The following is a 22,609-nucleotide window of genomic DNA, read 5'->3' as shown; positions in this document are numbered from 1 at the left end:
CTCGAGGAGGTGAATATTGTGACATTTATTGTGGTGACCCCCTGGAAGAGATCAAGGACTTGCGCAGGGCTCTCACTTTGTCTATTCTTCGTATTGTCGGCAGTGATGGCGACAAGTGTGGGTGCCGATTACTACAACAGCTATCAGGCGGTGCGATATGCAGATAAGTGGGTAGACCCAAACGAGAAAGACAAGAGTATTCGTAACAAATTTTTCCACGACTATACAAAGACCGGCGGTGACTGCGCCAACTACGTGTCGCAATGCTTGATGGCTGGTTACATTCGCACCTACCTGGGAGCTTGCGAGGACATGCACTCCATCCACAATTGTGACAATCTGAACTCGTTTCTACGCTCACTGGGAATCACCCCGCATAGAGTAGACAGCGCTACTAACCCGCCTGACGATATTGTCGCTGGCGATGTAGTTATTTTCGGGGTCTTCGGCACCGACGAGGAGAGCACCGGCGATGAATACGATGAATACGCACACGCTGCTATTGTCACGTACCGGAGCGGCACTACAATTCTGATCAATTCGCATACCAGTGAGAGGTACCATCACGCTTTCGGCTCCATTCTGAACGGTTTTGATTTCGCCACGTGCTACCATATTCCATCGAACGCTGGCGTTACGGCAAATCTTGCGCCGTCCCTGAACCAACCCCTGGTCCTATCCAGTACTCCCGGCAGCGCACCACAGACCCCTCTCTACGTCACTCCCTGCTATACGTACGCAGATATGCGCATAGGCAACTATATAGCCTGCGATATCCCGGATACCATATATGTGAGACTTTACTATTACACAAACGGGGGCTGGACCCTTGTCGCGGGGCCACCGCTCCCAATTCGAGCGCTCCTGTACGACCAGACGGGCGCCGTGGAGGACTACGCGATTCTGATACCTGCGACTGGGGATCAGACGATCGAGATGAGCGTTGATGACATCGGGTACTGGGCTGAGACTAACGAATACGATAACGTTTCTTACAGGACCGATACATACGAAGACTGCGACAACAACCCAGAAATCTGCGCGCAAGACTTCGAGGCAACACCAGAGTGTGGCGCGATTACGCTCAGCTGGGTCGCAAAGCTCATGCCAGATCTGACCGGATTCCGACTTTATGGAGGCCCTGAAGGACAGGAGCCCGTATGGTTGGCCGAGGTTCCTGCAAACGGGACAGCGGCGGATTCGTGCGCCGAACAGCATTTTAGATATGTGGATCGCAGTGTGAAGCCCGGCATGCCTTACGCGTATCGACTTGATGTTGCGTTCACTGACGGGACGACATGGCCGATAGCAACTGCCGAGGCCTTCTTACCCGGAGCGAGTGGCATACTGAGCTCCTGTCTGGTCCCGAATCCCTTCTCAAACGCCGCGCACATCCGATTCGAGATGAGTACTCCAGGCGAAGTCTCGATTGCTATCTTTGATGTCAGCGGGCGGATCGTTCGAACGTTCCCCAACGAGTGGAGGGAGGCAGGCGAGCAGAGTCTCATATGGGATGGAAGGGATGACGGCGGTTCACGCTTGGCACCGGGGCTATACCTATGCCATCTGTGTAGGGGCAGAGACTGCAGGGTGGAAAAAACCGTCTTAATTCGGTAGGATTGTGCAGAATCGACAAGTTAATCCCAAATGGATTGAGGTGATACCATTGAAGAGCTTGAGAGTTGTTTCAACCGCACTAATCACTGTGACGTTGCTTGCTTTCGCTATTGTGTCCTCCGAGAAGGCCAGACCCTCTGCCGGTTCTGATGGCCGCGATACGGCACTGGTGTTAGACACTACTTCAGCGGCCAAGAAGCCCGCAACTGCAGCAAACGCGGTCAGGAAGATTAGCGAGAAGAAGTTTCAACGATACCTGAAGGCAGTAAAAGAGGGAGAGACCCCGGACAAGCGATCCAGTTATGCCTTGGCTCTGACGAATCTTCATGACTTAAGAGCAGTCGAAACGCTATGTGAGGCCGTGCAGTCTGATTCCGTTGCCATGGTTAGAAGCGACATCATGATGAACCTTGGCTCGCTTGGTGACAGACGAGCGGTTCCAGTACTGATGAGGGCATTGAACGAGGATCCTAACATAGGCAATAGATTCACGGCCGCATCCGTCCTGGCCAGAGACTTCAACGAAAGGACCACGGTCCTACCGACTCTGCTTGATCTTTTCATGAAAAAGGATTTTGAGAAGCAGGATTGGGAAAGTGTCCTAGACAGACCGGATATGCGAGAGTCATTGCGAAGTAGACTGGTGGCCGAGTATCCGCACCGTCTGTCAGCTTCTGCCCTCAAGCTACTCGAGGAGATAGGAGGCAAGGAAGTAGTTGACGGCCTAGAGAGAGCCCTCGCTAGCAATGATGCGGAGGTCCGAGACTCGGCTCGTGCTGCCCTGACCAGGATTCGTGAGAGGAAAGACGCCGACTAAATAGGAAGTCTCTTCGCCTTGAGCTTCCGGCCACCGACAAGAGCCAGGACGCACTCCAGAATTGCGATACCCACAAAAGGCCACAGGACCAGGAACCCGTGCTTCGTAAAGAAAGTCTCTGACGACACTATCTTGATCTTGCCCACGAGAGCTTCCCTGGTGAAGAGGCCACTCCTCAACGTGATCCTTCCCCAAGGATCAATGAGCATCGAGATCCCTGTGTTTGCGCAGCGCGCGATGCTTGACCTGGTCTCGACCGCTCTGAACACGGCCATGTAAGCGTGCTGATAGGGAGCCGCGCTCCTGCCGAACCATTCGTCGTTCGTGATGTTGACGAGAAAATCGGCGCCCTCCGCTTTGAACGAGCGCACCAGTTCGGGGAATATCGACTCAAAGCAGATGAGGACGCTGAATTTCTCGCCGTTCAAGCTGAAGACGGTCCTCTCCTTTCCTACCCCAAAATCTGCCTCTCCGAAGTCCACTCTCTTGAGAAATGCAAACACGTCGTCGTAAGGTATTCTCTCCCCAAAAGGAACCAGGTGCACCTTGTCGTATTTCTTGACGAGGCCGAGTCCGGGCATCATTAATCCGGCCGAATTGTAATAGACCAGCTCGCCGTCTTCCTGGGGAACAGCGTCAGGAAAGCCGAGAAAGAGAGGAACGCGCACACGATCGATGGTGCGGGTCAGCAGGTTCATGTAGGTGGGCTCGTACCTCAGGTGAAAAGGAGCCGCCGTCTCGGGCCAGACAATGAAATCCGGATTCTGCGAGGCGAGTTGCTCCGTGAGCTCAAGAAGAACGTCGAGATTGTGTTGCCTGAATCTCGGATCCCACTTTATTCCGCTCGCCATGTTCGGTTGAACAAGGCCAACCGTGAGTTCTCGCGCGGGCGGATTGGAATGGATTGCGACCTGACCAAAGAGCAGCATCAGGACCACGATCGCAAGTGCGGCGGGGACTGCCACAACGGGTTTGATTCTTCTCGCAACTGCATCGTACAGGAGCGCGTTGACGACAACGAGTATGAGGCTTACCGCATAGACGGAGCCGACGGAAGCGATTTGAATCAGGCTGGGATATTGCCACAAACTGTACCCCAGACTCGCCCACGGAAAGCCAAGTGCGCCTCTCGCCCGCAAGAGCTCAACCAGAACCCAGAGACACGGAGCAAGCAGAACAACCTTTCTTGTGACCTGCACGTAGGTCAGCCTAAGAAGCGCACCGAAGACCCCTAGGTAGAGTGCCAGGTACCCCACCATGACCAGGTATGCCGGGAACATGATGAATGGAACCGTCACGTTTTCGCCGGGCAGAAGCGGTATCCAATAGAAGGTGATGCCGAAGAACATGACCCCGCCAAGCCATCCCAGGAAGAACCCTCGCTTGAGCGCCTTCCACCTTCCTTCGCCACCGGCGGTCGCGCCCTGGAGAATCGCCTTGAAAAGAGGCACTAGCGCCACAAAAGATAGAAAGCCCAGGCCTGACGGGAAAAACGTGAGGGAAAGTAGGACCGCGAAAACTAAGAGGAAAAATGCAGGCTGCAACACGTGGCTCGCTTCAACACCTTTCTTGTCTTCTGCTTCTCTATCGCTGACCGACGGCACGAGAACGAGAGCATCCCCATTCTACACGACTCACACTTCGGACTAAAGGAAATAAGTGGACAAAATGGGACGCCCTGATTGTGACCTGCGCGCCCTGGCCTCTGGTTGCGGAAGGACACCATGAAGCGAGCCTCGTCGACCCACAGGGGCAGGTCTCAGGTGATTGCCATCACTGTACACGTCAAACACACACACGCTGCACCAGGAAGACCGGCTCACGCCGGCCTTCCTGGTGCAGCAGCCGCACTACGGCCCGACGTACCCAACCTCCCACAGCAGGTCATCCGTCGCCTCGTTGAACCGGAGCCACTCACCAACGTGACACGCAGCCCACATGACCACGTTCCCACTCTCCAGCCACACATCACACCCGACCGCGTCCACCGCATTCGCAACACAGGGCACCAAGAGCAGCACCAACAAAAGCACCACAACAGCACCCTTCATGCCAACTCACCCCCTCTCACCTAGTCTCTCCCCCGCCGACATCCACGATCGCTCCCACGACTTCGAAACCCCTCACATCACCAACCCTCACACTGCCGGCAGCGAACTTCACGCACCCCGTAGGCGCAAGACCGTCAAGTCCCTGCCACACAGAACTCCTGCCCACCACGACACACATCTCTCTCGAGTCATACAGGCTCGTCTGGTGATAATCAGGCCAGAAGAAAATTCCCTCACTCTCTACACGCCTCCCGTCCCTCTCTGTCACAACGATCTTCGTACTCTTAGTGAATGTCACGCTCTTAACATTCTTCATCCTCACCCGGATCCAGAACCACTCACCCTCATCCTCCACCATGCGCTCAAGCATCAACCAGCCCACAACCTTCTCAGGCCTTCCTTCCAGAAGTCTCGCTATCCTCTCGAGGCCAACCACCTGAGCTAAACGCACCGCACACGCACTGTCCGGCGCCCACCAAAGCCCAAGACCCTCACCACGCCTACCAGCCTCACCATCACCACACGGCGCCCACAACGCCATTAGGCAAACAACCATCAACGGCAGAACTACCGACCCCATTTTCCTCATCCCTCGCTCCTTCCTCCAACCCTGGTCCGACCCACAACACCCTTGAACATGTAGGTTCCCCCCGAGCTGATACCTCAATCTTGAGACTTGCAAACTGTGACCTGGTCGCGCCAATCTTCTTGTATCGCACAAGTCGTGCCGGAACGTAACTAATATTGTGATACTACCCCGATCTCTACCTACCCACCCATCAACGAGTTATGTGACCGAGTAGATGTCCGCACTCATCGCGACCCGCGCCCACCGACTCAGTTTTGCGACCAAAGTCACCAGTCAGCGTGGCAGAGGTGCAACTCTGTGAAAGCCAATGCAGTTCAGTGGGTACGAGATAGCTACGCTTTCGCCACCTGGGTAACAGATCCCCATCGTCTTGAGCTTCTTGATCTTCTCCCGAACAGAACGGTGCGGTTAATGCCCTCGCCTCTCTCGTGTCAGTATTGCGTATGGACAATTAGTTGTCAATGGGGAATCTACACGCATGAGGGAACCGTCTTGGGGTCGGGTGGCGTGAAAGAGTATCTATGTGCCGAGGCCCTTAGCGAAGTCGGCTGTCACGACTCCGCCTCGGGCGTTCCTTTCCTACAGGCTGGTCGCTCACTTACTGCTTCCTGGCCGGCCCGTCGTCTCCGAGGGCCCCGTGTGGCCGTTTCCCAGCTTGAACCTCCGCATCTTCTTGAGCAGACCCTGCCTGCTCAGGCCAAGTGCTTTTGCGGCGCGAGTCTTGTTCCACATGCTCGACTCCAGGGCCTCGAGGATTCTCTGTCTTTCCAAACGGTCGGTCTCGTACTTCAAGGTGCCGGCGGGGCCGAGGTCGCACACCGCTGCGCAACTGTTGCTCCTTACTGCGTCGGACAATCCCCAGAGGGTGACTTCCGTTCCCGGATGGCCGAGCGCGACCGCCCTTTCCATTTCGTTCTCCAGCTCCCGCACGTTTCCCGGCCAATCGTAGTTTCTCAAGACCTCCAGTGCGTTCTCACGCACGGCAATGGTGCGAGCCCCGATTCTGCGCGCCTGTATCGCAAGAAAATGCTCGACGAGCGCCGGTATATCGTCTCTTCTTTCTCGCAGCGCGGGCAATCTGAGCTTGATCACACCCAGACGATAATACAGATCTCTTCGAAATCTCCCTTGCTCGACTTCGCCGAGCAAATCCCGGTTCGTGGCCGCAATGACTCGTACGTCGATCCTTCGTGCCTGAGTCTCCCCCACCCTTCTGAACTCGCGCTCCTGGAGAACGCGCAGGAGCTTGATCTGCATCATCGAGCTTATGTCCGCGATCTCATCCAGGAAAAAGGTGCCTCCATCGGCCACCTCGAACAGCCCCTTCTTGTCCTGCACTGCGCCGGTGAAAGCCCCCTTCACGTGGCCGAAGAGCTCGCTTTCGATGAGAGTGTCGGGGGTCGCTCCACAGTTGTGAGCAAGAAAGTTGGAGCCACGGCGGCGCCCGAGTTGATGGATCGCCTTTGCGACCAGTTCCTTTCCCGTGCCGGTCTCACCCTCGATGAGGACCGTCGTGTCGCAGAGCGCGATCTTCTTGATCAGTTCATGGACGTGCAGCATTTCTCTGCTACGGCCTACCAGCTTCATCAGGGCACTCGCAACGGCCTCGGACGCTGCGACTGACCGGCCCTCGCGCGCAGGATGAATATCGCGGAGCGAGCGAACATCGAGGCCGGGATGAGCGTCAGCGGCTGAAGGGGCGGAGTCCTCAGACGCAACAGCAGCGTCGTCGGACAGGGAAGCAGCATTGCCAAGCGGAAACGATCGTCTTGTCTCAGAGTCAGAAGGTTCGGAGCAGGCACGTTCCTTTCTGCTCTTGTCCCGGAACACATCCATCACACCCTCCTCTTCCCCATTCGGGAGTTGAGCAAATCTAAACTACGTGAACACCTTTCTTGCCGCTCCTTACCTCGCCGATGACAAACGCCTTCTCGTCGTTGGCGAGAAGCTCGTTGACAGCCGAACTCACATCTTTCTCACGCACAAATACGACGAACCCAACGCCCATGTTGAAAGTCCTGAACGCTTCCTCGTCTTCCATCTCCCCCCATCGTCTGAGCAGGCCGAACACCGGCAGAATGGGCCACGTCCCCTTGCGAATGTGAACCTGAAGCCCGTCGGGGAGAATTCGCGTGATGTTGTCGAAGAATCCCCCACCGGTGATGTGAGCCATACCCCTGACCCATCCCCCTGCAAGAAGAAGGCGAACGGGTCGGAGATACGACCGGTGAGGAACAAGAAGAGCCTCTTCGATGGTACAACCTAGCTCCGGAAGTGAGTCCTCAACTGAAAAGTTCTTCTTCTCGAAGAGGATCTTCCTTGCCAGCGAAAAGCCATTGGTGTGAAGTCCGGTGGATGGTAGTCCGATCAGGACGTCGCCACTCCGAATGTCGGCGCCGTCTACGAAGTCACTTTTCTCGACGACCCCGACGGCGCAGCCCACGACATCGAACTCGCCTTTGTTGTAGAAGCCCGGCATTTCCGCCGTCTCCCCGCCTATCAGCGCACAGCCCCAGTTGATGCACTCTTCCGCCATCCCCGAAACCAACTCCTCCAGGACCGTGACTTCTATCTTGTCAATCCCGATGTAGTCTAAGAAAAAGATCGGCTGGGCCGCGTGCACGAGCACGTCGTTACAGCAGTGAGACACGATGTCGGTGCCGACGGACTTGAACTTCCGCGCGGCAAACGCAATCTTGAGCTTCGTCCCAACGCCGTCCATGCTGGAGAGGAGAAGCGGATCTCTAATGCCTGCCGAAGCCAACGAGTAGGCGCCGGCAAAAAGCCCAGGTTCGCTGGACACACCTTTGGTGTAGGTGGAGCGAACGAGGGCTTTGATTCGTTCCAGGGCAGCGTTGGCTGCGTCTATGTCAACTCCGGCGTCCTTGTACTTCAAAACCCAACCCGCTCTGTCAGCGCTAGCCCGCGGCCCTCATGGAGTGCGTTTCCTCACGCCCTTCTCTGTACACGTCGAACTGCCCCGCCTCGTACATTCTCACGAGACAACCCGCAACTCTCTTGTCAAACTGGGTATCGCAGCAGCGCTTGACTTCTGCGACCGCCTGCTCAAGAGTCAGGGCCGGCCTGTACGGACGGTCGGACGTCATCGCGTCGAAGGCGTCTGCCACGTTTAGGATCCGCGCACCCAGGGGAACGTCTTGATCGACAAGGCCGTATGGATACCCCTTCCCGTCCGGTCTCTCATGATGTGAGCGAACCATCTCGGAAGCTCTCTTGAGGGATTTGACCTTGGTCACTATGTCGGCCCCAATGCCGGGATGCCTCCGCAGCGTCTTCCTCTCGTCCGTCGAGAGCGCGCCCGGCTTCCCCAGTATGTCCCTGTACCTCAAGTCAACCTTGCCCAGATCGTGCACGAGAGCGGCATACTCTATGGTCCGAACATCGCTCTCGCGCAATCCGAGCCCCCGCGCGAGACGAACAGAGTACTCCGCAACACGTAGCGAATGCTGCCGCGTGTATGGGTCGATTTCGTCGATGACTCCCGTGAGTGCCTTCACAAAATCAAAATGATCTCTCCGCATGTCAACGTAGAGCTTGAAGGAGTATCTGGCGAGAAGGAGCGGGACGAAGAAGAGGAGAATGGCCCACATCCCCGCACTGAGATATACCAAAGCAAGCAATGCGCCGAAGGGGAGCAGGGCCAAGAGGTGAAGAATCGTCCACATGAAGTTGACTTGCCAGACACGAAAAGTATTCAGCCTTTGTTCAAGGCCGATGACAAGACTGATGGAACCCGTATTGACCACGAAATAGGCAATGCCGGATATCAAGAGGTAAAGCATGTCACCCGGTAGGTGCAGCTTACCCACCGTCCCCCCAAGGGCCAGATACACCCACCCAGCCACAAGCACGGTCAAAGCCAGGACAGCCGCATTGAAAATACTCTTTACTACCGGCTTGCGGAGTATGACGAGCTGAAGAAACATCGCACTGATTACGCCCGCCCAAGCGGTGGGGATAGGCCCCATTACGACAATACCCGCATAGTTCATCGCGGAAGAAACAGTCATGGAGCCACCAGCGGGCAGAGGAATGGGAGCGATGCCAGCTAGGATTAAGAGCGCGATCCAAAGCCAGAACGTGAGCGAACTGACAGTGCCAGGCGGCACCGGGGCGAGCGCCAGCGCGAGAATGCCTGCCGCTACGACGCACACGTAGAAAAGCCAGAAAGTAATGCGTTGGTGCCCGCCGCTGGCTCTCTTGGTCGCTACCGCAGACTTCATGGGGTCACGTTCTCCAATACGTAGCGGGTGGTGTTCATCGTCGACTCAAGAACGTTACCGAGCATACACATTCATACCACCAAGATAAGCCCAAAATCAAGAACCGACATCAACCGAGGCCACGACTACTACCACCAAGCGTGTCCGCCACTCATCCACCAGGCGTGCCCACCATTGGCCCACCAGGCGTGCCCACCACTTATCGTGTACGTGAGCAGGGCGGCGAGAATAGAATGAATTACTTTTGGCATAACCCCGCAGCCACCTCCTTAAAGGCAGTCAAGAAACTGCCCGGCGAAATGAAAGGTAGGATGGCCGCTTCGCTCTAGTTACGCCGCTTCGCTCCAGCCTCAAGTTGATGTCGGTCTTACTTCATACTCCACCGGTTCCTTAAGACGCAGGTTGCCGAATACTCTGTTGACCGCATCCAGAACGGCATACACAACGCTCTGATGCAGATTCTGCGACACAACGCTTGATCCCACAAGAGTTGTGTCGGTCCTACCCAACAGGAACTTGACCGTGGCAACGACTACCTGGTCTGGCCCTAGGTGTATTACCTCCACGTCGCTCAAGGATAACGAACACTCCTCGGCGACAAACTGTCCCATGGACTGTAACGTAGCACTCGCTATCAGTCTATTGACGTCATGCTGATCGCATGAACCGTCAGCAAAGCCCGCAGACTCAAGAGTATCAAGGCAAAGCTCTACCTTGGCATGACCTTTGAGCTCGGAAAAATTCACGTTGATGCTACCGAAACGGACTCTAGGCTCCTTGTTGTCCGGCTCGCAAAAATCGGCGAGTGTCAGCTCCCGGACCTCGGCGCCTTCCCCGCATTCCTTCTTCTGAGCAATACTTATACACCGGTGGTCAACCCGCAGCCCGAGCTCGGCCTCGAGAGCCGACTCCACGTCCCTGACGAGCTGCTTCGGAGAACGGTTGCTGGCGGTTGTGATGTGAATCTCGGTGATCTGTCCATCGTCAGCAAGGACAGAAACGGCGGAGATGTCCCGAAGTCCGCGGAGAACATTCTCCGCACGAATCGCAAGGGCACACTTTTGCAGCACGTTAGCCAAACTGACCCCCATTCACTTCTGGTGAAAGCGAACACCTGCCGAAAGAAAATATACCATTTCCCTGGTTCAGTTGCAAGGGCAAAAATTCTTGCAGCCGGGAGGGTGCCCGACGCCTGCCTGCTTGTGCGATCTGGCCAGACACTTAAGGCTGGCTCAAGAGCTGTGACCTCGTGCCATGCGCCCGGGCACCCTTCATCGGCGAAGACCAACATTGCAGAAACTGTACCCGCGCACCGTCGAAATCAACACTTTAAGGTTACGCCGCAACCGATGCAATCCGAAGAGGTTACAAGATGACACCTCCGCCTCCCGCAGTGCTCGTGACGAGGTAGGCGAAACGAATGGGAACGGAATTCCCGGAAACCGCAGGATGGTTGTACTTGAGTGTCTTCCATAGGGCTCTTGACGAGAACGGCGTTCTCCGGAACGTAACCTACGTTCTCAGTTGAACGCCGTTCTTGTCTTGACTTATGCGACTACGCCCGGACCAGTTCCCCCGCTACAGGTATCCATCCGTTCCACGACCTTGACGAGCCCACGCCGACTCATTCCAAGCACTTGAGCGGCCTTGGTCTTGTTACCACCAAACTTGGTAAGAGCACGGGTTATCTCCGTTCTCTTAAGCCGTTCGATCTTGTCTGCCAGAGTCTTAGGCTGGGCTTCTGCTTCGGGGGTGCTAAGCACCTTCTCAACGTCGCCCGCGGTGATGACCGCTCCCGTTGGCATCCCCAGCACAAGGAGTTGGATCTTGCTTCTTAACTCTCGCACGTTGCCGGGCCAACTGTGCCGCTGCAACAACTCGATCGCAGGGGGATCTAAGCGCAATTGCTTTGAGCAGAACCGGCCGTACATCTCCACAAAGTGCCTCGCCAGCACCGGCACATCTTCGCTTCTGTCACGCAGCGGGGTGATGTTCAGCACGGCTTGCGAAAGTCTGAAGTACAGGTCGCGCCTGTACGCCCCCTTCTCAACCTGCTGCCAAAGGTCCTTGTTCGTCGCACAGACTATACGAGTGTGGAGTTTTCGTAGACGTGTATCACCTACGCGTCTGTACGAGCCGTCGTCCAGAAACTGCAGGAGTTTGGCCTGCATCCTCAAGTCCATTTCGGCGATTTCGTTGAGAAACAGCGTGCCCCCATTTGCCTCTTCGAGTATTCCCTTCTTGTCGGAATTGGCTCCGCTGAAGGCGCCCTTTGCGTAGCCGAATAGTTCGCTCTCCAGCAATTCCGCAGGAATGGTGGCACAGTTGAGCTCAACAAACGGTCGTCCTTCAGATTCCTCGTGCGCCTTGAAGATGTATGCTAGAAGGTTCTTGCCGGCGCCGGTTTCGCCTTGAATCAATACTCTAGCATCGCTCTTGCACAATTGCTCCGCATAGCATATCACGCTGATCAAGGAAGCATCGCAGGTCACGATTCCGTGCATTGAACAAGGTGTCAGACGGCCGGCCCGCCTCGCAGCAACTGGGGCAGAGGCTTTGGCACTTTCGTCCCAGGCGGACTCCAGTTCTCTCTCTGCTTCTCTGAGAAGCGTCTCGGCTCCGACTTCCGCAAGGAGTCCCGCAGCCCTTGCGAGAACACGCTTCACCTCTCGGCTCCTGTCCTGCGAACAGACTTCGCCACGCAGGAATCGGCCAAGGTGAAGCAACGTAGAGGCCAAGCCGTATCTGTCTCTGACTGATTCACGGCACTTGACCGAGGCGTCGAACGCAACCATCGCGCTTCTTCTGTGCCCTGCTCTTTCCTTGAGTCTGGCGATAACGGAAAGAACGGCACCTTCTTCATACCTGTCACCGAGCAGGCGACAGAGCTTCAGGGATCGCATTGATGCCTTCAACGCTTTCTTGATGTCCCCGAGATCGAGGAACGCTTCGGCCCGTCGTCGCTCCACTTCGGCAACGATGTCTCCGTCCCGGGCAATTCCCTCTGCAATTGCAAGAGCCCGGTCCAACTTGCTGAGCGCCGCCTGTGGATTCCCTCGGCTCAACTCATTCTCTCCCGAGAACTCGTGGGCCAGAGCGAGCTCGCGCAATAAGTTTTCTTTCTCGGCTATAGAAGTCGCTTGGACGTAGAACCTTTCAGCTCCCTCGGAATCACCGAGCAGTCTGAGACAATTGCCCAGTCCGATGGACGCGGCAGCGCAGGTATGCTGGTCACCAATGCGTCTCGCAATCGCGAGAGCCTCTTCCATTGATTCCTTAGCTCTTCTCCATTGAGCAGTCTTGTAGTACACAAGGCCCAGGTTCAGTAGTCTCAGCGCGGTCTTCCCGTAGTTGCCAGTTTCTCTGTCCAGCTCCAACGCTTTTGTCAGATGATCTGTGGCAAGCTGCCACTCACCACGGTTCTTGTGCATGACACCGAGGTTATTATGACAGATAGCAATTCCTTCCTTGTCCTTCACCCTCCTGTACGCTGCCAGACCTTCTTCAAAATGCTCTCTCGCTGCTTCGAATTGGCCGAGCCTGAGATAGCTATTGCCAAACCAGCATTGACACTGAGCTACGCCGCGTTCGTCTCCAAGACTCTCGAATATTTGAATCGCATCCTGACTGGCTTTCAACGCATTCGGATAGTCACCTGTTTTCCAGTACGTCTTGGAGAAAAGCAGATTGAGCTGTGCTCTGAGCTCTTGATCCTCCAGTGTCCCCGGCTCGTTGGCAATGGCCTTGCACCTCTCCAGGGCCTCCGTGCAACGCGAGCGCTTCAGGAGACAGTCAATGACTTTCATTTGCAGGCGCATTCTCTTCTTGTCTGAGATCTGGAGTCTGTGAGTTTCCGACAAGATCTCTTCCAGATACTCTAGTGCCGGCTCGTAGCCGTCCTCCTTCAAGTACAGATCTGCCAAGAGCTCCAGACGCTCCAAATACTCTGGATTGCCGAAGACACTGCGAAGGGTCTCCAGCCTCTCCTCTATTCTCTGGATCTCGGGAATTTCGAAAACCATGGAGACCTCCCCGCTAGAATGTGAAAACAAATGATGATATGGAGAACCATAGTTTCAATACGACCGTTCTCTGTTCCGCACGCGCACCAAACAATCTGAACACAAAACGAGACGAAGAGTCGAGAGTTGTCTCCACTTCCGAACGGTCTCCCGCATCCTGAGCTCCAACTTCAGGTGTAGATACCAGCCCCCCAAACTCGTCCGTCACGCTCATAGCCCCATCAAGCCCATCCGGGTCTCCGCCATCCTCAAACCCACTGGGAATCTGGCGCGAGTACGCCGGAGCCGGCGAGACGAGCTGCATACAGGTAACGGCAAGTCCGATCAGAGTCACGGTAAGAAGCGCCGCTGAACACTTTGCAACCCACTTCCGCATACCCCCTCCTTTTCGGTTGGTGGAAGATGGATCTCTTCCGATTGAACGCGACAAGGCCCAATGTGCGCAGCAGGCGCACCAATGGCCTGAACCCTACTGAAACACCCGGAAACAACCGACGAAACAGCCCACGGCGAACCGAAAGAACTTCTCTTGGCTAGGAAAGCAACTCTTGACCTCGTTCACGTAGCAAGAGTCTCCTGTCGAAACCAGAAATATGATATCACCACATTGCACCCATGTCAACCGAAAAACATAACCCTACGAAAAAAGTTGGGACTGAACCGTCAGTTTGTGACGTGCGCCGGGGCTACTGACAGAGCACCGTGGCAACTCGCCCAGTTTCGGACGCGCCGGGATGTGGTCGTCAGTCTGTGATGAGACGAGCGATGGGGCTATGTATGTGAAGGAAACAGTTACGGAAGGCTTGGAGAAGGCACAGACGTGGCACCTTCCAAATGCAGCCCCATTCCCCAAGGGCCGAAGCCTTACACCGGCTCTATCTGAAAGTCCGACAGCTTCTTAAGTTCCTTGAGCCGCTCGAGGATGGCAAACGTGTCTATCTCGGCAAGTCTCCGCACGCCAAAGCGTTCGACGGCAAAGGAGGCCATCACGGTGCCGTACATGACGGCAAGGCGGAGCGAGTCCTCGCAGCATTCGCCGCAGCGGGCGAGAAAGCCCACGAAGCCGCCCGCAAAGGAATCTCCGGCCCCCGTGGGATCGTAGAGAGACTCAACGGGATACGCGGGCGCGGCAAACTTGAATTCGGGGGTGATGAGAAGCGCACCGTGCTCGCCCTTCTTGATAATCACAATCTTTGGGCCGAGGTCCAGTATCCATTTCGCGGCCTTGATGAGATGGGGCTCCCCGGTCAATTGCCGCACCTCGGCATCGTTGAGGATGAGGGCGTTGACCCTCTCGATTGTCCGCAGGAGTTCTTCGCGTCTCCTCGTTATCCAGAAGTTCATGGTGTCACACGCCACGAACTTGGCCCCGTTCACCTTGTCCAGGACTTCCAATTGAAGGCACGGGTCGATGTTTGCGAGAAAGAGGTATTCCGACTGCTTGAACTGATCGGGAATCACGGGATGAAAATGCTCGAAGACGTTGACGCACGTGCTGATGGTTTTCGCCCCGCCCAGCTCGAAACCGTACTCGGCCTGCCACCTGAAAGTCAGGCCTTCGGCTACCTGGAGACCCGTGACGTCGATGCCGCGCCCGCCAAGAAAATCTATGTGCTTCTTCGGGAAATCGGTTCCCACCACGGCCACCAGTTGCACTTTGTCAAAGTGTCCGGCGGCCACGGAGAAGTACGATGCCGATCCTCCCAGTTCGTCCTCGCACGAACCGAAAGGTGTCGCTATCGTGTCGAGAGCCACTGAACCGACAACCAGAATGCTCATTTTCTTACCTCGCGGTCAACGTCCAAACACTCGTAACTACATCTTCTCGGGAGCCGAGACGCCGATCAGCTCGAGCCCGTTCCCGATTACTATTTTCACTGCTCGAACGAGAACCAGCCTGGCCTGCATCAATCCGGGTTCCACGCCCACGACGCGATGATTGTGATAAAACTGGTGAAGCGCCGTGGCGATTGAAGTGAGATAGTTCGTGATTCTCTGCGGCTCGCGGCTCAGGCAGGCCGCGAGCACTTGCTCGGGGTAGCCGACCATGAGCTTGAGCAACTCCAGCTCTTCCGGCTCTTTGAGAAGCGACAGGTCGGTCTCGTCCAGTCCGCAAAGACCTATCCCGCCCTCCGTGGCAAACCCGATGATGCTGCTCACCCTGGCGTGGGCGTATTGGACGTAGTACACCGGATTTTCCTCGGACTGCTTTTTTGCAAGGTCGAGGTCGAAGTCCAGATGACTGTTTAGTCTTCTCATCAAGAAGAAGAACCGCGCGCAGTCCACGCCCACCTCACGTATGAGGTCGACAAGCGTGATGAACTCGCCGGCCCGCTTGGACATGGACACCGGCGTCTTCCCCCTCATCAACCTCACCCATTGCACAATGAGTATCTCGAGCCAGTCTTCGGGATAGCCGAGGGCCCGCGCCGCGGCCTTCATCCTGGGTACGTGGCTGTGGTGGTCCGGCCCCAATATGTCGATCACTTTGTTGAAACCGCGCTCGAACTTGTCTCTGTGATAGGCGATGTCCGAGAGAAAATACGTCGGTTCGCCAATCGACTTCGAGGGATCGGAGGGGCTCTTCCTTACCACTCGATCCTGGTCGTCCCCCAGCTCGCTGGACTTGAACCAGTTTGCGCCGTCTTTTTCGTAGACGAATCCGGAGCTCTTCAGCCTGCCGAAGGTCTCCTCCACGTGGCCGGAAGTGTGAAGGGAAGACTCTCTGAACCATCGGTCGAATTTCACGCCGAACTCGGCAAGATCCTTCTTCTGAGCCTCGTGCATCCTCTCTAAGGCCAGCTCCCTGAAGCCACTGGCGGCCTTGTTCCCGGCGACGGCCGGCCCACTCGCGCCCGCCTTGCCCTCAGATTCGCCGAGCATCTCCAGGGCCTTCTCTCTCGGAATCTCTTTTGCAAGATCTACCAGGTATTGGCCGTGATAGCCTTCGTCCGGAATCTTGGCCTCCCCCCTTCCCAGAAGCTCCTCGACTCTCGCCTTGAGAGAGAGTCCCAGCAGTTCCACTTGCGTGCCCGAATCGTTGACAAAAAACTCACTTCTTGCGTCGTATCCGCAAGCTCTGAACAGTCTCACGAGCGAATCCCCGACGGCCGCCGCCCTCGCGCTCACGACGTTGAGCGGGCCGGTCGGGTTTGCACTCACGAATTCGACCTGAACCGTGCTTCCCTTGCCGAAGTCAGACGTCCCGTATCTTTCGCCTTCGGTGAGTATCCAACGGACGTTCTCCTCCAGGTAGTCGTGGCTCAAGTGCATGTTGATGAAACCGGGTGCTTGTACTTGAACCCCTTCGAGCTTCGCCGCGGCTTTGTCTATTTTTCCGGCAATTGCCTCGGCGACGACGATGGGAGAGATCTTGTGCTCGACGCCGCCTGCATCCACAACGTCGGTCGCACGAGTTCCGCCGAGGGCACCGCCGCTTGCGTCTTTCGCGCCGGCGCCCGCTCTACCGGCTATCAGCATCGCAATGTTTGTGCTGAAATCTCCGTGCCCTCGCTCCCTCGGCACTTCGACGACGACGGAGGGCAGAGATTCCTCGGTCACAAGTCCGGTCAAGAGAGCGGCCTCCCTTATCGCATTACGCAGAATGTCGGCTATCGAGTCTCTCAATCCAGCCTCTCCCTCTTAAGCCATCCAGTTACTTGGACGAGCCCCGTTCAAGTTTCGACTCCGTCTACTTCGGCGGCCCACCTCAATCCACCACTTTCTCAATCTTGGCGTCTCCCCAGAGTCGTTCGAGCAGGTAGAATTCGCGAGTCTTGTGATGGAACACGTGAACGACCACGTCCACGTAATCGAGCAGCACCCATCGCTTGTGCGTGTAGCCCTCGATGTGCCACTTGCGCACGCCTTTCGCTTCCAGTCCGCTTTCGATGGCGTCAGAGATCGCCTTGACGTGAGTGTCGGACGAACCGCTACAGATTACAAAGAAATCGGTGACGGTGGATAAGCCCCGCAGATCGAGGATGGCCACGTCCTCCGCCTTCTTCGACAAGGCAAGGTCGGCCGCCTCTCGCGCCAATTTGGGCGACGTCAACGCAGTCTTCTCTTTCTCCTTAATAATGATGTCTCCTTTCAATCAACTCCCGTCTTCAAAGCACGAAGTCGGCGTTCCGACCGCAACGTGAACACTTCCTATCCTCGATGCCGGCGATTCTAATAGAGTAACCCGCCCTTTCAACCAACATGTTCCCACACTTGGGACAATACGTGTTGGCCCCGTTCGCCGAACGGACGTTTCCGACGTAGCAGTAGAAGAGCTCCTTCTTGCCGATCTCGTACGCGGTGAAGAGTGTCGATTCGGTTGTCGCTTCTGCCGCAAACTTGTAATGTGGGAAGTAACGCGAAAAATGAAGTGGCGTGTCCTTGCCCAGCTTGGAAGCAATCCAACGCACGAGTTCGGTCACGTCCTCCTTGCCGGTATTCTCGCCCGGAATAAGAAGATTCGTGATCTCCACGTGGCACACCTTCTTGGCAGTTTCGCAGGTTCGCAACACCGGCTCGAGCGACGCCTTGCACAATTTCTTGTAGAATTCTTCACGGACGGACTTGACGTCGATGTTGAGAGCGTCGATGAGCGGGAGTAACTCCGCGAGCGGCGCCTTCTCAATGAAGCCGTTCGTAACGAGAACGTTGACGAGACCCGCCTCCCTGGCCAGTTTGGAGCACTCCAGGACGTACTCGTACCAAATCAGGGGCTCCGCGTAGGTGTAAGCGATGCCTACGGAACCGTCCCTCCCGGCGTTTCTCACGAGTTCGTGAGGAGGCACGAACGAAGTGTGCGTCTCCCGCTGAGAGATCTCCCAATTCTGACAGTACGGGCACCTGAAGTTGCATCCGTTCGGGCCGACGGAGAATATCAGGCTTCCAGGAAAGAAGTGATAGAGCGGCTTCTTCTCGATTGGGTCGAGCGATGCCGAGACGACCTGGCCGAAGTTGCTGGAATAGAGTTTCCCGTTCTCGTTCACTCTGCCCATACATATACCGGCCTGCCCGCCCGACAATGTGCAGTGGTGAGGGCAGAGATCGCAGCGCACCTTCCCGGCGTCCAGTACAGTCCAGTGCTTGGCCTCAACCACGATTCACACCTCCCATCGAATCACCCACGTTGCGAGAGAAAAACACGATTCCCGACGCGGTCCGACCCGCATCTACTTCGTCGTGTTCAGGAATCTCGAGGCGGTCTCTCGTGACAAGAAGAGGGGTTACAGTGTGAGACATCAGACTACTGTCTTCTCTCCACCGTGTAATCGACTGCAGAACAAAGATGCGTGTAATAGGGCGAGTCTTCAAAGGGCCGTATCGTTTGCTTCGCTTCAACCGCGTAGGCGAGGGCTCTCTTTCGGGAGTACCCTATGCCGTCATACTCGTTCATCAAGGTCAGAAGCTCTTCCCACCTGCCGTCGGCAAAGGCACTCGACGCGATGATATCCAGTATCCTGGCCCTGTCTCGCGAGGTGGCGTTCTTTAGAGTCGCAATCAGAGGAAGAGTGATCTTGCCGCCTCTGATGTCGTTGCCCACGCTCTTGCCTAACTCTCTTGCGTGGCCGACATAATCAAAAAGATCATCCGTGATCTGGAAGGCGACGCCCACCGCATGGCCGTATCGAGAGAAGCACTCCCTTGTTCCGTCTCCGGGACTCCCGAGCATTGTGCCGATTTCGCACGAAGCGGACATGAGAGAGGCGGTCTTGTCGGCAATGATCGTCATGTAGTCTTCTTCTGTGATATCGAGGTCGTTCCGCTTCTCGAGCTCGAGCAGTTCTCCCACGCTCATTCGATGAGACGCCTCCGCCAGCACCTGCATCACGTCATACATCTCGTTGTTCACAAGTATGGAGAACGCTTTGGAGTAAATGAAATCTCCCATGGCTATGGAGACGTCGTCGTCCCACATGGAATTCACGGTCGGACAACCGCGCCGCAGTTCGCTCTTGTCAATCGAATCGTCGTGGATGAGAGTTGCGGTGTGAATGAGTTCGACCACTGTGGCCGCGCAAACCGCCAGAGGAGGAAGATTGCCGTCGAGTTTTGCACTCAGCAGCAGAACGGTCGGCCGAAATCTCTTCCCGTGCGTGGCCAGAAGATGACTTCCCACCTTCTGGATCAGCGGACGGTTGGAAAAGAGAGCAGCCTTCATCTGCTCTTCGACTTCCTCTAGCTCTCTTGCTATGGGACCTTGCGGCCCCTTGAGTTCCATTACGATAACCACCCGGGGGAAATGCGAACACTGGCCAGAATAGCTTCCGTGCGGATCACTCCAGAACGCTAACACCGGCCCCGTCTAGTGTCAAGCGAAAAGGCCTGCCGGGGGTCGGAGTCGTTTCAGTATACTTGACCGGACGCGTACGAAACCGAGGCCGAATCCGGGAAGAACTTGAGCCCAAACTCGCTCGAGCTCATCCACCCGGAGGTCGGCATGCCGTCCAGAGCCTTTGCGAGTTGCTCCACGCGGCCCCTGAATGCGGTCATCTGCCCGTTGGGAACGGGGTCAAGCGTGGGGACGCTGAGCTTGAGAGGATTGATGAATGAACCGTTGCGCGTTATTCGGAAGTCAAGGTGAGGTCCCGTGGATAGGCCGCTCGAACCGACGTAGGCGATCACCTGCCCCTGTCTCACCTTGGCACCGTTCCGGATTCCCTTTCCGAACCTGGAAAGGTGACCGTACATGGAAATGTACGTGGAGTTGTGGCGTACGGTCACGAATCTGCCGAAACCGCCCTTCCACCCCGCGTACTTCACGGTGCCGTCTCCTATCGTGACGACCGGCGTGCCGTACTTCGCGCTGTAGTCTACGCCGTGATGTGGTCTGTATCGTTTGAGAATCGGATGAAAGCGGCTGTTGGTGAAGAACGAACTGATTCGTCTGTAGTTGAGCGGCGAGCGGAGAAATGCTCTGCGGAGAGACTTCCCTTCTCCGTCAAAATAGCCGCTGTTCCCGCCGGCCAGTTTAAACAAGTAAGCCTCTCTCGAAATCTCCTTGCCCTGGTAGCGTGCCACAAGAATGTCCCCGTATCCCCGTTTGTACTCGCCCCTCATGTACTGCTCGACAAGAACCGAAAAACGATCGCCGCTCCTCGGATCGGTGAAGAAGTCGACGTCCCAGGCAAAGATGTCGCTCAGGAGCATCGCGAGCTCGGCGTCACCACCCGAGGCACGCACCGCGTCGTACAGAGAGGACTTTACCTCACCTTCGATCCTCCGAACGATCTTTGTAAGAGGCACGTTTTCCTGAAAGACCGTGAGACCTTCCTCGGCCGGCTCCACGACAAGAACCTCGCCCGGCGCCTTGACATAACGAAGCGATCTCAGCGCACCCCGGGCGTCGGTAACGAGCTCGTAGGATTCTCCCGGGAGAGTCTTCTTGAGGTCCATGACCTTGCCGAGTTCCTCCAGCAGACTGGTTATGAGATCCAGCGGGACGTCTTTTTGGAGAAAAGATGCGTAGAGGGAAGTGCCCGCTCCCAGGGTGTCGACTTTGGACCGCAGTCCGTTCGCCGTCGTCTCCGCGACCGACGACGAGTCTTGTGATTGTAAGACTACGACCTTGGCTTGCTGTTCCTTGAATTCCCAGAAGAGAAATGCGAACGCGAACACGACAAGAAGAATCAAACTGACGTGCTTCACCATGCTTCTCGAAGGCTTCTTCGCCAAGCTCGGCATTTGATTCGACATGCTACCTCTTTCGTGACCCCGGCTTGCCGCAATGCTATTCAGGGAACGGGACGTTGTCAACTGCAAAGTGCCGAACGTCAAGGCCGGCCACGCGCAGGGCCAAGGCGCCCGTCATCTAGCCGCGTGCGGAGCCCTTCTTCTCCCTGATGCGCCCCAATAGTTCGTCCCTCGTGTTCAACTCGGGGCGATCGAGCACGAGTTCGAGCAGCTCCCGCAGCACGATCCCCACCTTCTCGTCCGAACCTATGCCGAGTTCCAGCATCACATCGTTTCCGTCTATTGCGAGGTCCTTCACGGTTAGAGCGTCTTCCTTCTCAAGAAGCTCTTCTATTCGGTCTCTCATCTCCTCAAGGTAATGAGGAAAGCCTTGTCTGAGGCCGTTTCCGAGGAAGTCCGCGATGCGAAGGTCAAAGGCGTCGGCAATCGTGTCGACCCCCACCCGCTTTATGAACCTTCTCAAGGCGCCGTCAGTCCACGCACTCTTGTAGTCGAACATGTGATTCTCTACCAGCCTGACCACGTAATCCCTGTCGGCATTGCTGAACTTGAACCTGCCCATGATGTCGGCCGCCATCTCGGCGCCCACGTGCTGGTGATTGTAGAAGGTCACACGACCTTCCCTCTCTTCCCACGTCGAAGTCTTCCCCACATCGTGCAGCAGCCCGGCCAGTCTCACGAGCGGTTTATCTTGAGGCGCGGCATCACAAGTATGTAGGCTGTGCCAGAAAACGTCGTACGCATGAAATTCGTTTTGTGTGACACCCCTGCTCCGCTCGAGTTCGGGCAGAAAAAGCCCGAGCAGCCCTGTTTCTCTCATGAGCTCGAAACCCCTCGATGGCTTCCTGCATTCCAGGATCTTCATGACCTCGTCTCGCACTCTCTCCATGGAGACGAGCGCCACTCTGTCCAGGGCAAGAGATATGGCCTCGTAGGTGTTCCTTTCTATCTCGAAGTCGAGTTGACACGCCAATCGCACCGCCCGCAGGGGACGAAGGCCGTCCTCTCGGAATCTGTCCAGCGGCTTTCCTACGGTCCGCACGATTCTCGCGGCTATGTCCTTGAGCCCCCCTTCGGGCGCAGCGACTTCATGATTCAGAGGCTCGTAAGCGATTGCGTTGATGGTGAAGTCGCGCCGAGATACGTCGTCTTCCACGTTCCTGGTGAAGGAGACCTTTTCGGGATGCCTCGCGTCCGGATAGTCGCTGTCCTGCCTGAAGGTCGTCACCTCAAAGGCGTCTTCCCCCGCCAGAACCGTGACCGTGCCATGCGCGACGCCTGTCGGGACCGTCCTGGTGAAACTCGCCCGCACCTCGTCGGGCGTCGCGTCAGTCGAGACGTCCCAGTCCGTGACGGGTCGCTTGATGAGCATGTCGCGCACACATCCTCCGACGATGTACGCCTTGAATCCGCCCCGTCTCAACGTCGAAAGAAGCTCAAGTAGGCCCGCGGGAGCGACGGCGGCGAAACGCTCCTCGAGCAAGCTGCGCTGCTCGTCCTCGCGCGGCGTCCTGTTCCTATCGAGTTCTTTGCCTCTTTCTTCCTGTTTGCTCACTGCGGACGGCTGCCTCGTGGTGGGT

20 protein-coding genes are annotated in these 22,609 nt (G+C 56.4%); 2 read left to right on the top strand and 18 right to left on the bottom strand.

Annotated features, from left to right (window positions below; genetic code table 11):
* The first annotated feature begins 18 nt into the window (after window positions 1-18).
* Entirely contained in the window at window positions 19-1,617 is a 1,599-nt protein-coding gene (locus NTX17_04675) for an amidase domain-containing protein (protein MCX5800662.1), read from the top strand.
* Window positions 1,618-1,666: 49 nt separating this feature from the next.
* Entirely contained in the window at window positions 1,667-2,434 is a 768-nt protein-coding gene (locus tag NTX17_04670; protein MCX5800661.1) for a HEAT repeat domain-containing protein, read from the top strand.
* Here NTX17_04670 and lnt read toward each other — a convergent pair.
* From lnt to NTX17_04580, 18 genes are all read right to left on the bottom strand, one after another.
* On the bottom strand, window positions 2,431-3,981 hold the full coding sequence (gene lnt / locus NTX17_04665) for an apolipoprotein N-acyltransferase (GenBank protein MCX5800660.1): 1,551 nt from the start codon (window positions 3,979-3,981) through the stop codon (window positions 2,431-2,433). The two genes, NTX17_04670 and lnt, sit on opposite strands and share 4 nt — an antisense overlap.
* Window positions 3,982-4,284: 303 nt before the next feature.
* The gene (locus tag NTX17_04660) at window positions 4,285-4,485 is read right to left on the bottom strand and encodes a hypothetical protein (GenBank protein MCX5800659.1); all 201 of its coding nucleotides are present in this window, start codon (window positions 4,483-4,485) and stop codon (window positions 4,285-4,287) included.
* Window positions 4,486-4,501: 16 nt separating this feature from the next.
* Window positions 4,502-5,074, bottom strand: a complete 573-nt coding sequence (locus NTX17_04655) for a hypothetical protein (protein ID MCX5800658.1) — start codon at window positions 5,072-5,074, stop codon at window positions 4,502-4,504.
* Between the two features lie 594 nt (window positions 5,075-5,668).
* Window positions 5,669-6,910 (bottom strand): sigma 54-interacting transcriptional regulator, encoded by a 1,242-nt coding sequence (locus NTX17_04650; GenBank protein ID MCX5800657.1) that lies wholly within the window; start codon window positions 6,908-6,910, stop codon window positions 5,669-5,671.
* Between the two features lie 37 nt (window positions 6,911-6,947).
* Window positions 6,948-7,970 carry a phosphoribosylformylglycinamidine cyclo-ligase gene (gene purM, locus NTX17_04645; protein ID MCX5800656.1) on the bottom strand — a complete coding sequence of 341 codons (1,023 nt, stop codon included), beginning with the start codon at window positions 7,968-7,970 and terminating at the stop codon, window positions 6,948-6,950.
* A gap of 22 nt (window positions 7,971-7,992) precedes the next feature.
* Complete coding sequence (locus tag NTX17_04640) at window positions 7,993-9,318, bottom strand: HD domain-containing protein (GenBank protein MCX5800655.1); 1,326 nt, start codon at window positions 9,316-9,318, stop codon at window positions 7,993-7,995.
* 128 nt (window positions 9,319-9,446) lie between these two features.
* The gene (locus tag NTX17_04635; protein ID MCX5800654.1) at window positions 9,447-9,569 is read right to left on the bottom strand and encodes a hypothetical protein; all 123 of its coding nucleotides are present in this window, start codon (window positions 9,567-9,569) and stop codon (window positions 9,447-9,449) included.
* Window positions 9,570-9,668: 99 nt separating this feature from the next.
* Window positions 9,669-10,397: a hypothetical protein gene (locus NTX17_04630; GenBank protein MCX5800653.1), complete on the bottom strand. Its 729-nt coding sequence runs from the start codon at window positions 10,395-10,397 to the stop codon at window positions 9,669-9,671.
* Window positions 10,398-10,865: 468 nt separating this feature from the next.
* On the bottom strand, window positions 10,866-13,340 hold the full coding sequence (locus NTX17_04625) for a sigma 54-interacting transcriptional regulator (GenBank protein ID MCX5800652.1): 2,475 nt from the start codon (window positions 13,338-13,340) through the stop codon (window positions 10,866-10,868).
* 13 nt (window positions 13,341-13,353) lie between these two features.
* Window positions 13,354-13,716: a hypothetical protein gene (locus tag NTX17_04620; GenBank protein ID MCX5800651.1), complete on the bottom strand. Its 363-nt coding sequence runs from the start codon at window positions 13,714-13,716 to the stop codon at window positions 13,354-13,356.
* A gap of 488 nt (window positions 13,717-14,204) precedes the next feature.
* Window positions 14,205-15,119 carry a PfkB family carbohydrate kinase gene (locus tag NTX17_04615; protein ID MCX5800650.1) on the bottom strand — a complete coding sequence of 305 codons (915 nt, stop codon included), beginning with the start codon at window positions 15,117-15,119 and terminating at the stop codon, window positions 14,205-14,207.
* Between the two features lie 36 nt (window positions 15,120-15,155).
* Window positions 15,156-16,967, bottom strand: a complete 1,812-nt coding sequence (gene argS / locus NTX17_04610; GenBank protein MCX5800649.1) for an arginine--tRNA ligase — start codon at window positions 16,965-16,967, stop codon at window positions 15,156-15,158.
* A gap of 82 nt (window positions 16,968-17,049) precedes the next feature.
* Entirely contained in the window at window positions 17,050-17,436 is a 387-nt protein-coding gene (gene rsfS, locus NTX17_04605) for a ribosome silencing factor (protein ID MCX5800648.1), read from the bottom strand.
* A 13-nt stretch (window positions 17,437-17,449) separates the two neighbouring features.
* Window positions 17,450-18,436, bottom strand: a complete 987-nt coding sequence (gene amrS / locus NTX17_04600; protein ID MCX5800647.1) for an AmmeMemoRadiSam system radical SAM enzyme — start codon at window positions 18,434-18,436, stop codon at window positions 17,450-17,452.
* Window positions 18,429-18,578 carry a hypothetical protein gene (locus tag NTX17_04595; GenBank protein MCX5800646.1) on the bottom strand — a complete coding sequence of 50 codons (150 nt, stop codon included), beginning with the start codon at window positions 18,576-18,578 and terminating at the stop codon, window positions 18,429-18,431. Before NTX17_04595 ends, amrS begins: the two co-directional genes overlap by 8 nt.
* 4 nt (window positions 18,579-18,582) lie before the next feature.
* Window positions 18,583-19,557: a polyprenyl synthetase family protein gene (locus NTX17_04590; protein MCX5800645.1), complete on the bottom strand. Its 975-nt coding sequence runs from the start codon at window positions 19,555-19,557 to the stop codon at window positions 18,583-18,585.
* Window positions 19,558-19,682: 125 nt separating this feature from the next.
* Window positions 19,683-21,032 (bottom strand): M23 family metallopeptidase, encoded by a 1,350-nt coding sequence (locus NTX17_04585; protein MCX5800644.1) that lies wholly within the window; start codon window positions 21,030-21,032, stop codon window positions 19,683-19,685.
* A 115-nt stretch (window positions 21,033-21,147) separates the two neighbouring features.
* Window positions 21,148-22,584, bottom strand: coding sequence for an HDIG domain-containing protein (locus NTX17_04580; GenBank protein ID MCX5800643.1), 1,437 nt, complete (start codon window positions 22,582-22,584; stop codon window positions 21,148-21,150).
* Window positions 22,585-22,609 lie beyond the last annotated feature (25 nt).

It is taken from the genome of Candidatus Eisenbacteria bacterium (assembly GCA_026388185.1).
Lineage (GTDB): Bacteria > Eisenbacteria > RBG-16-71-46 > JAFGJU01 > JAFGJU01 > JAPLKG01.
The sequence above is the reverse complement of the archived record's forward strand: the minus strand, read 5'-3'. Positions and strand labels throughout refer to the sequence as shown.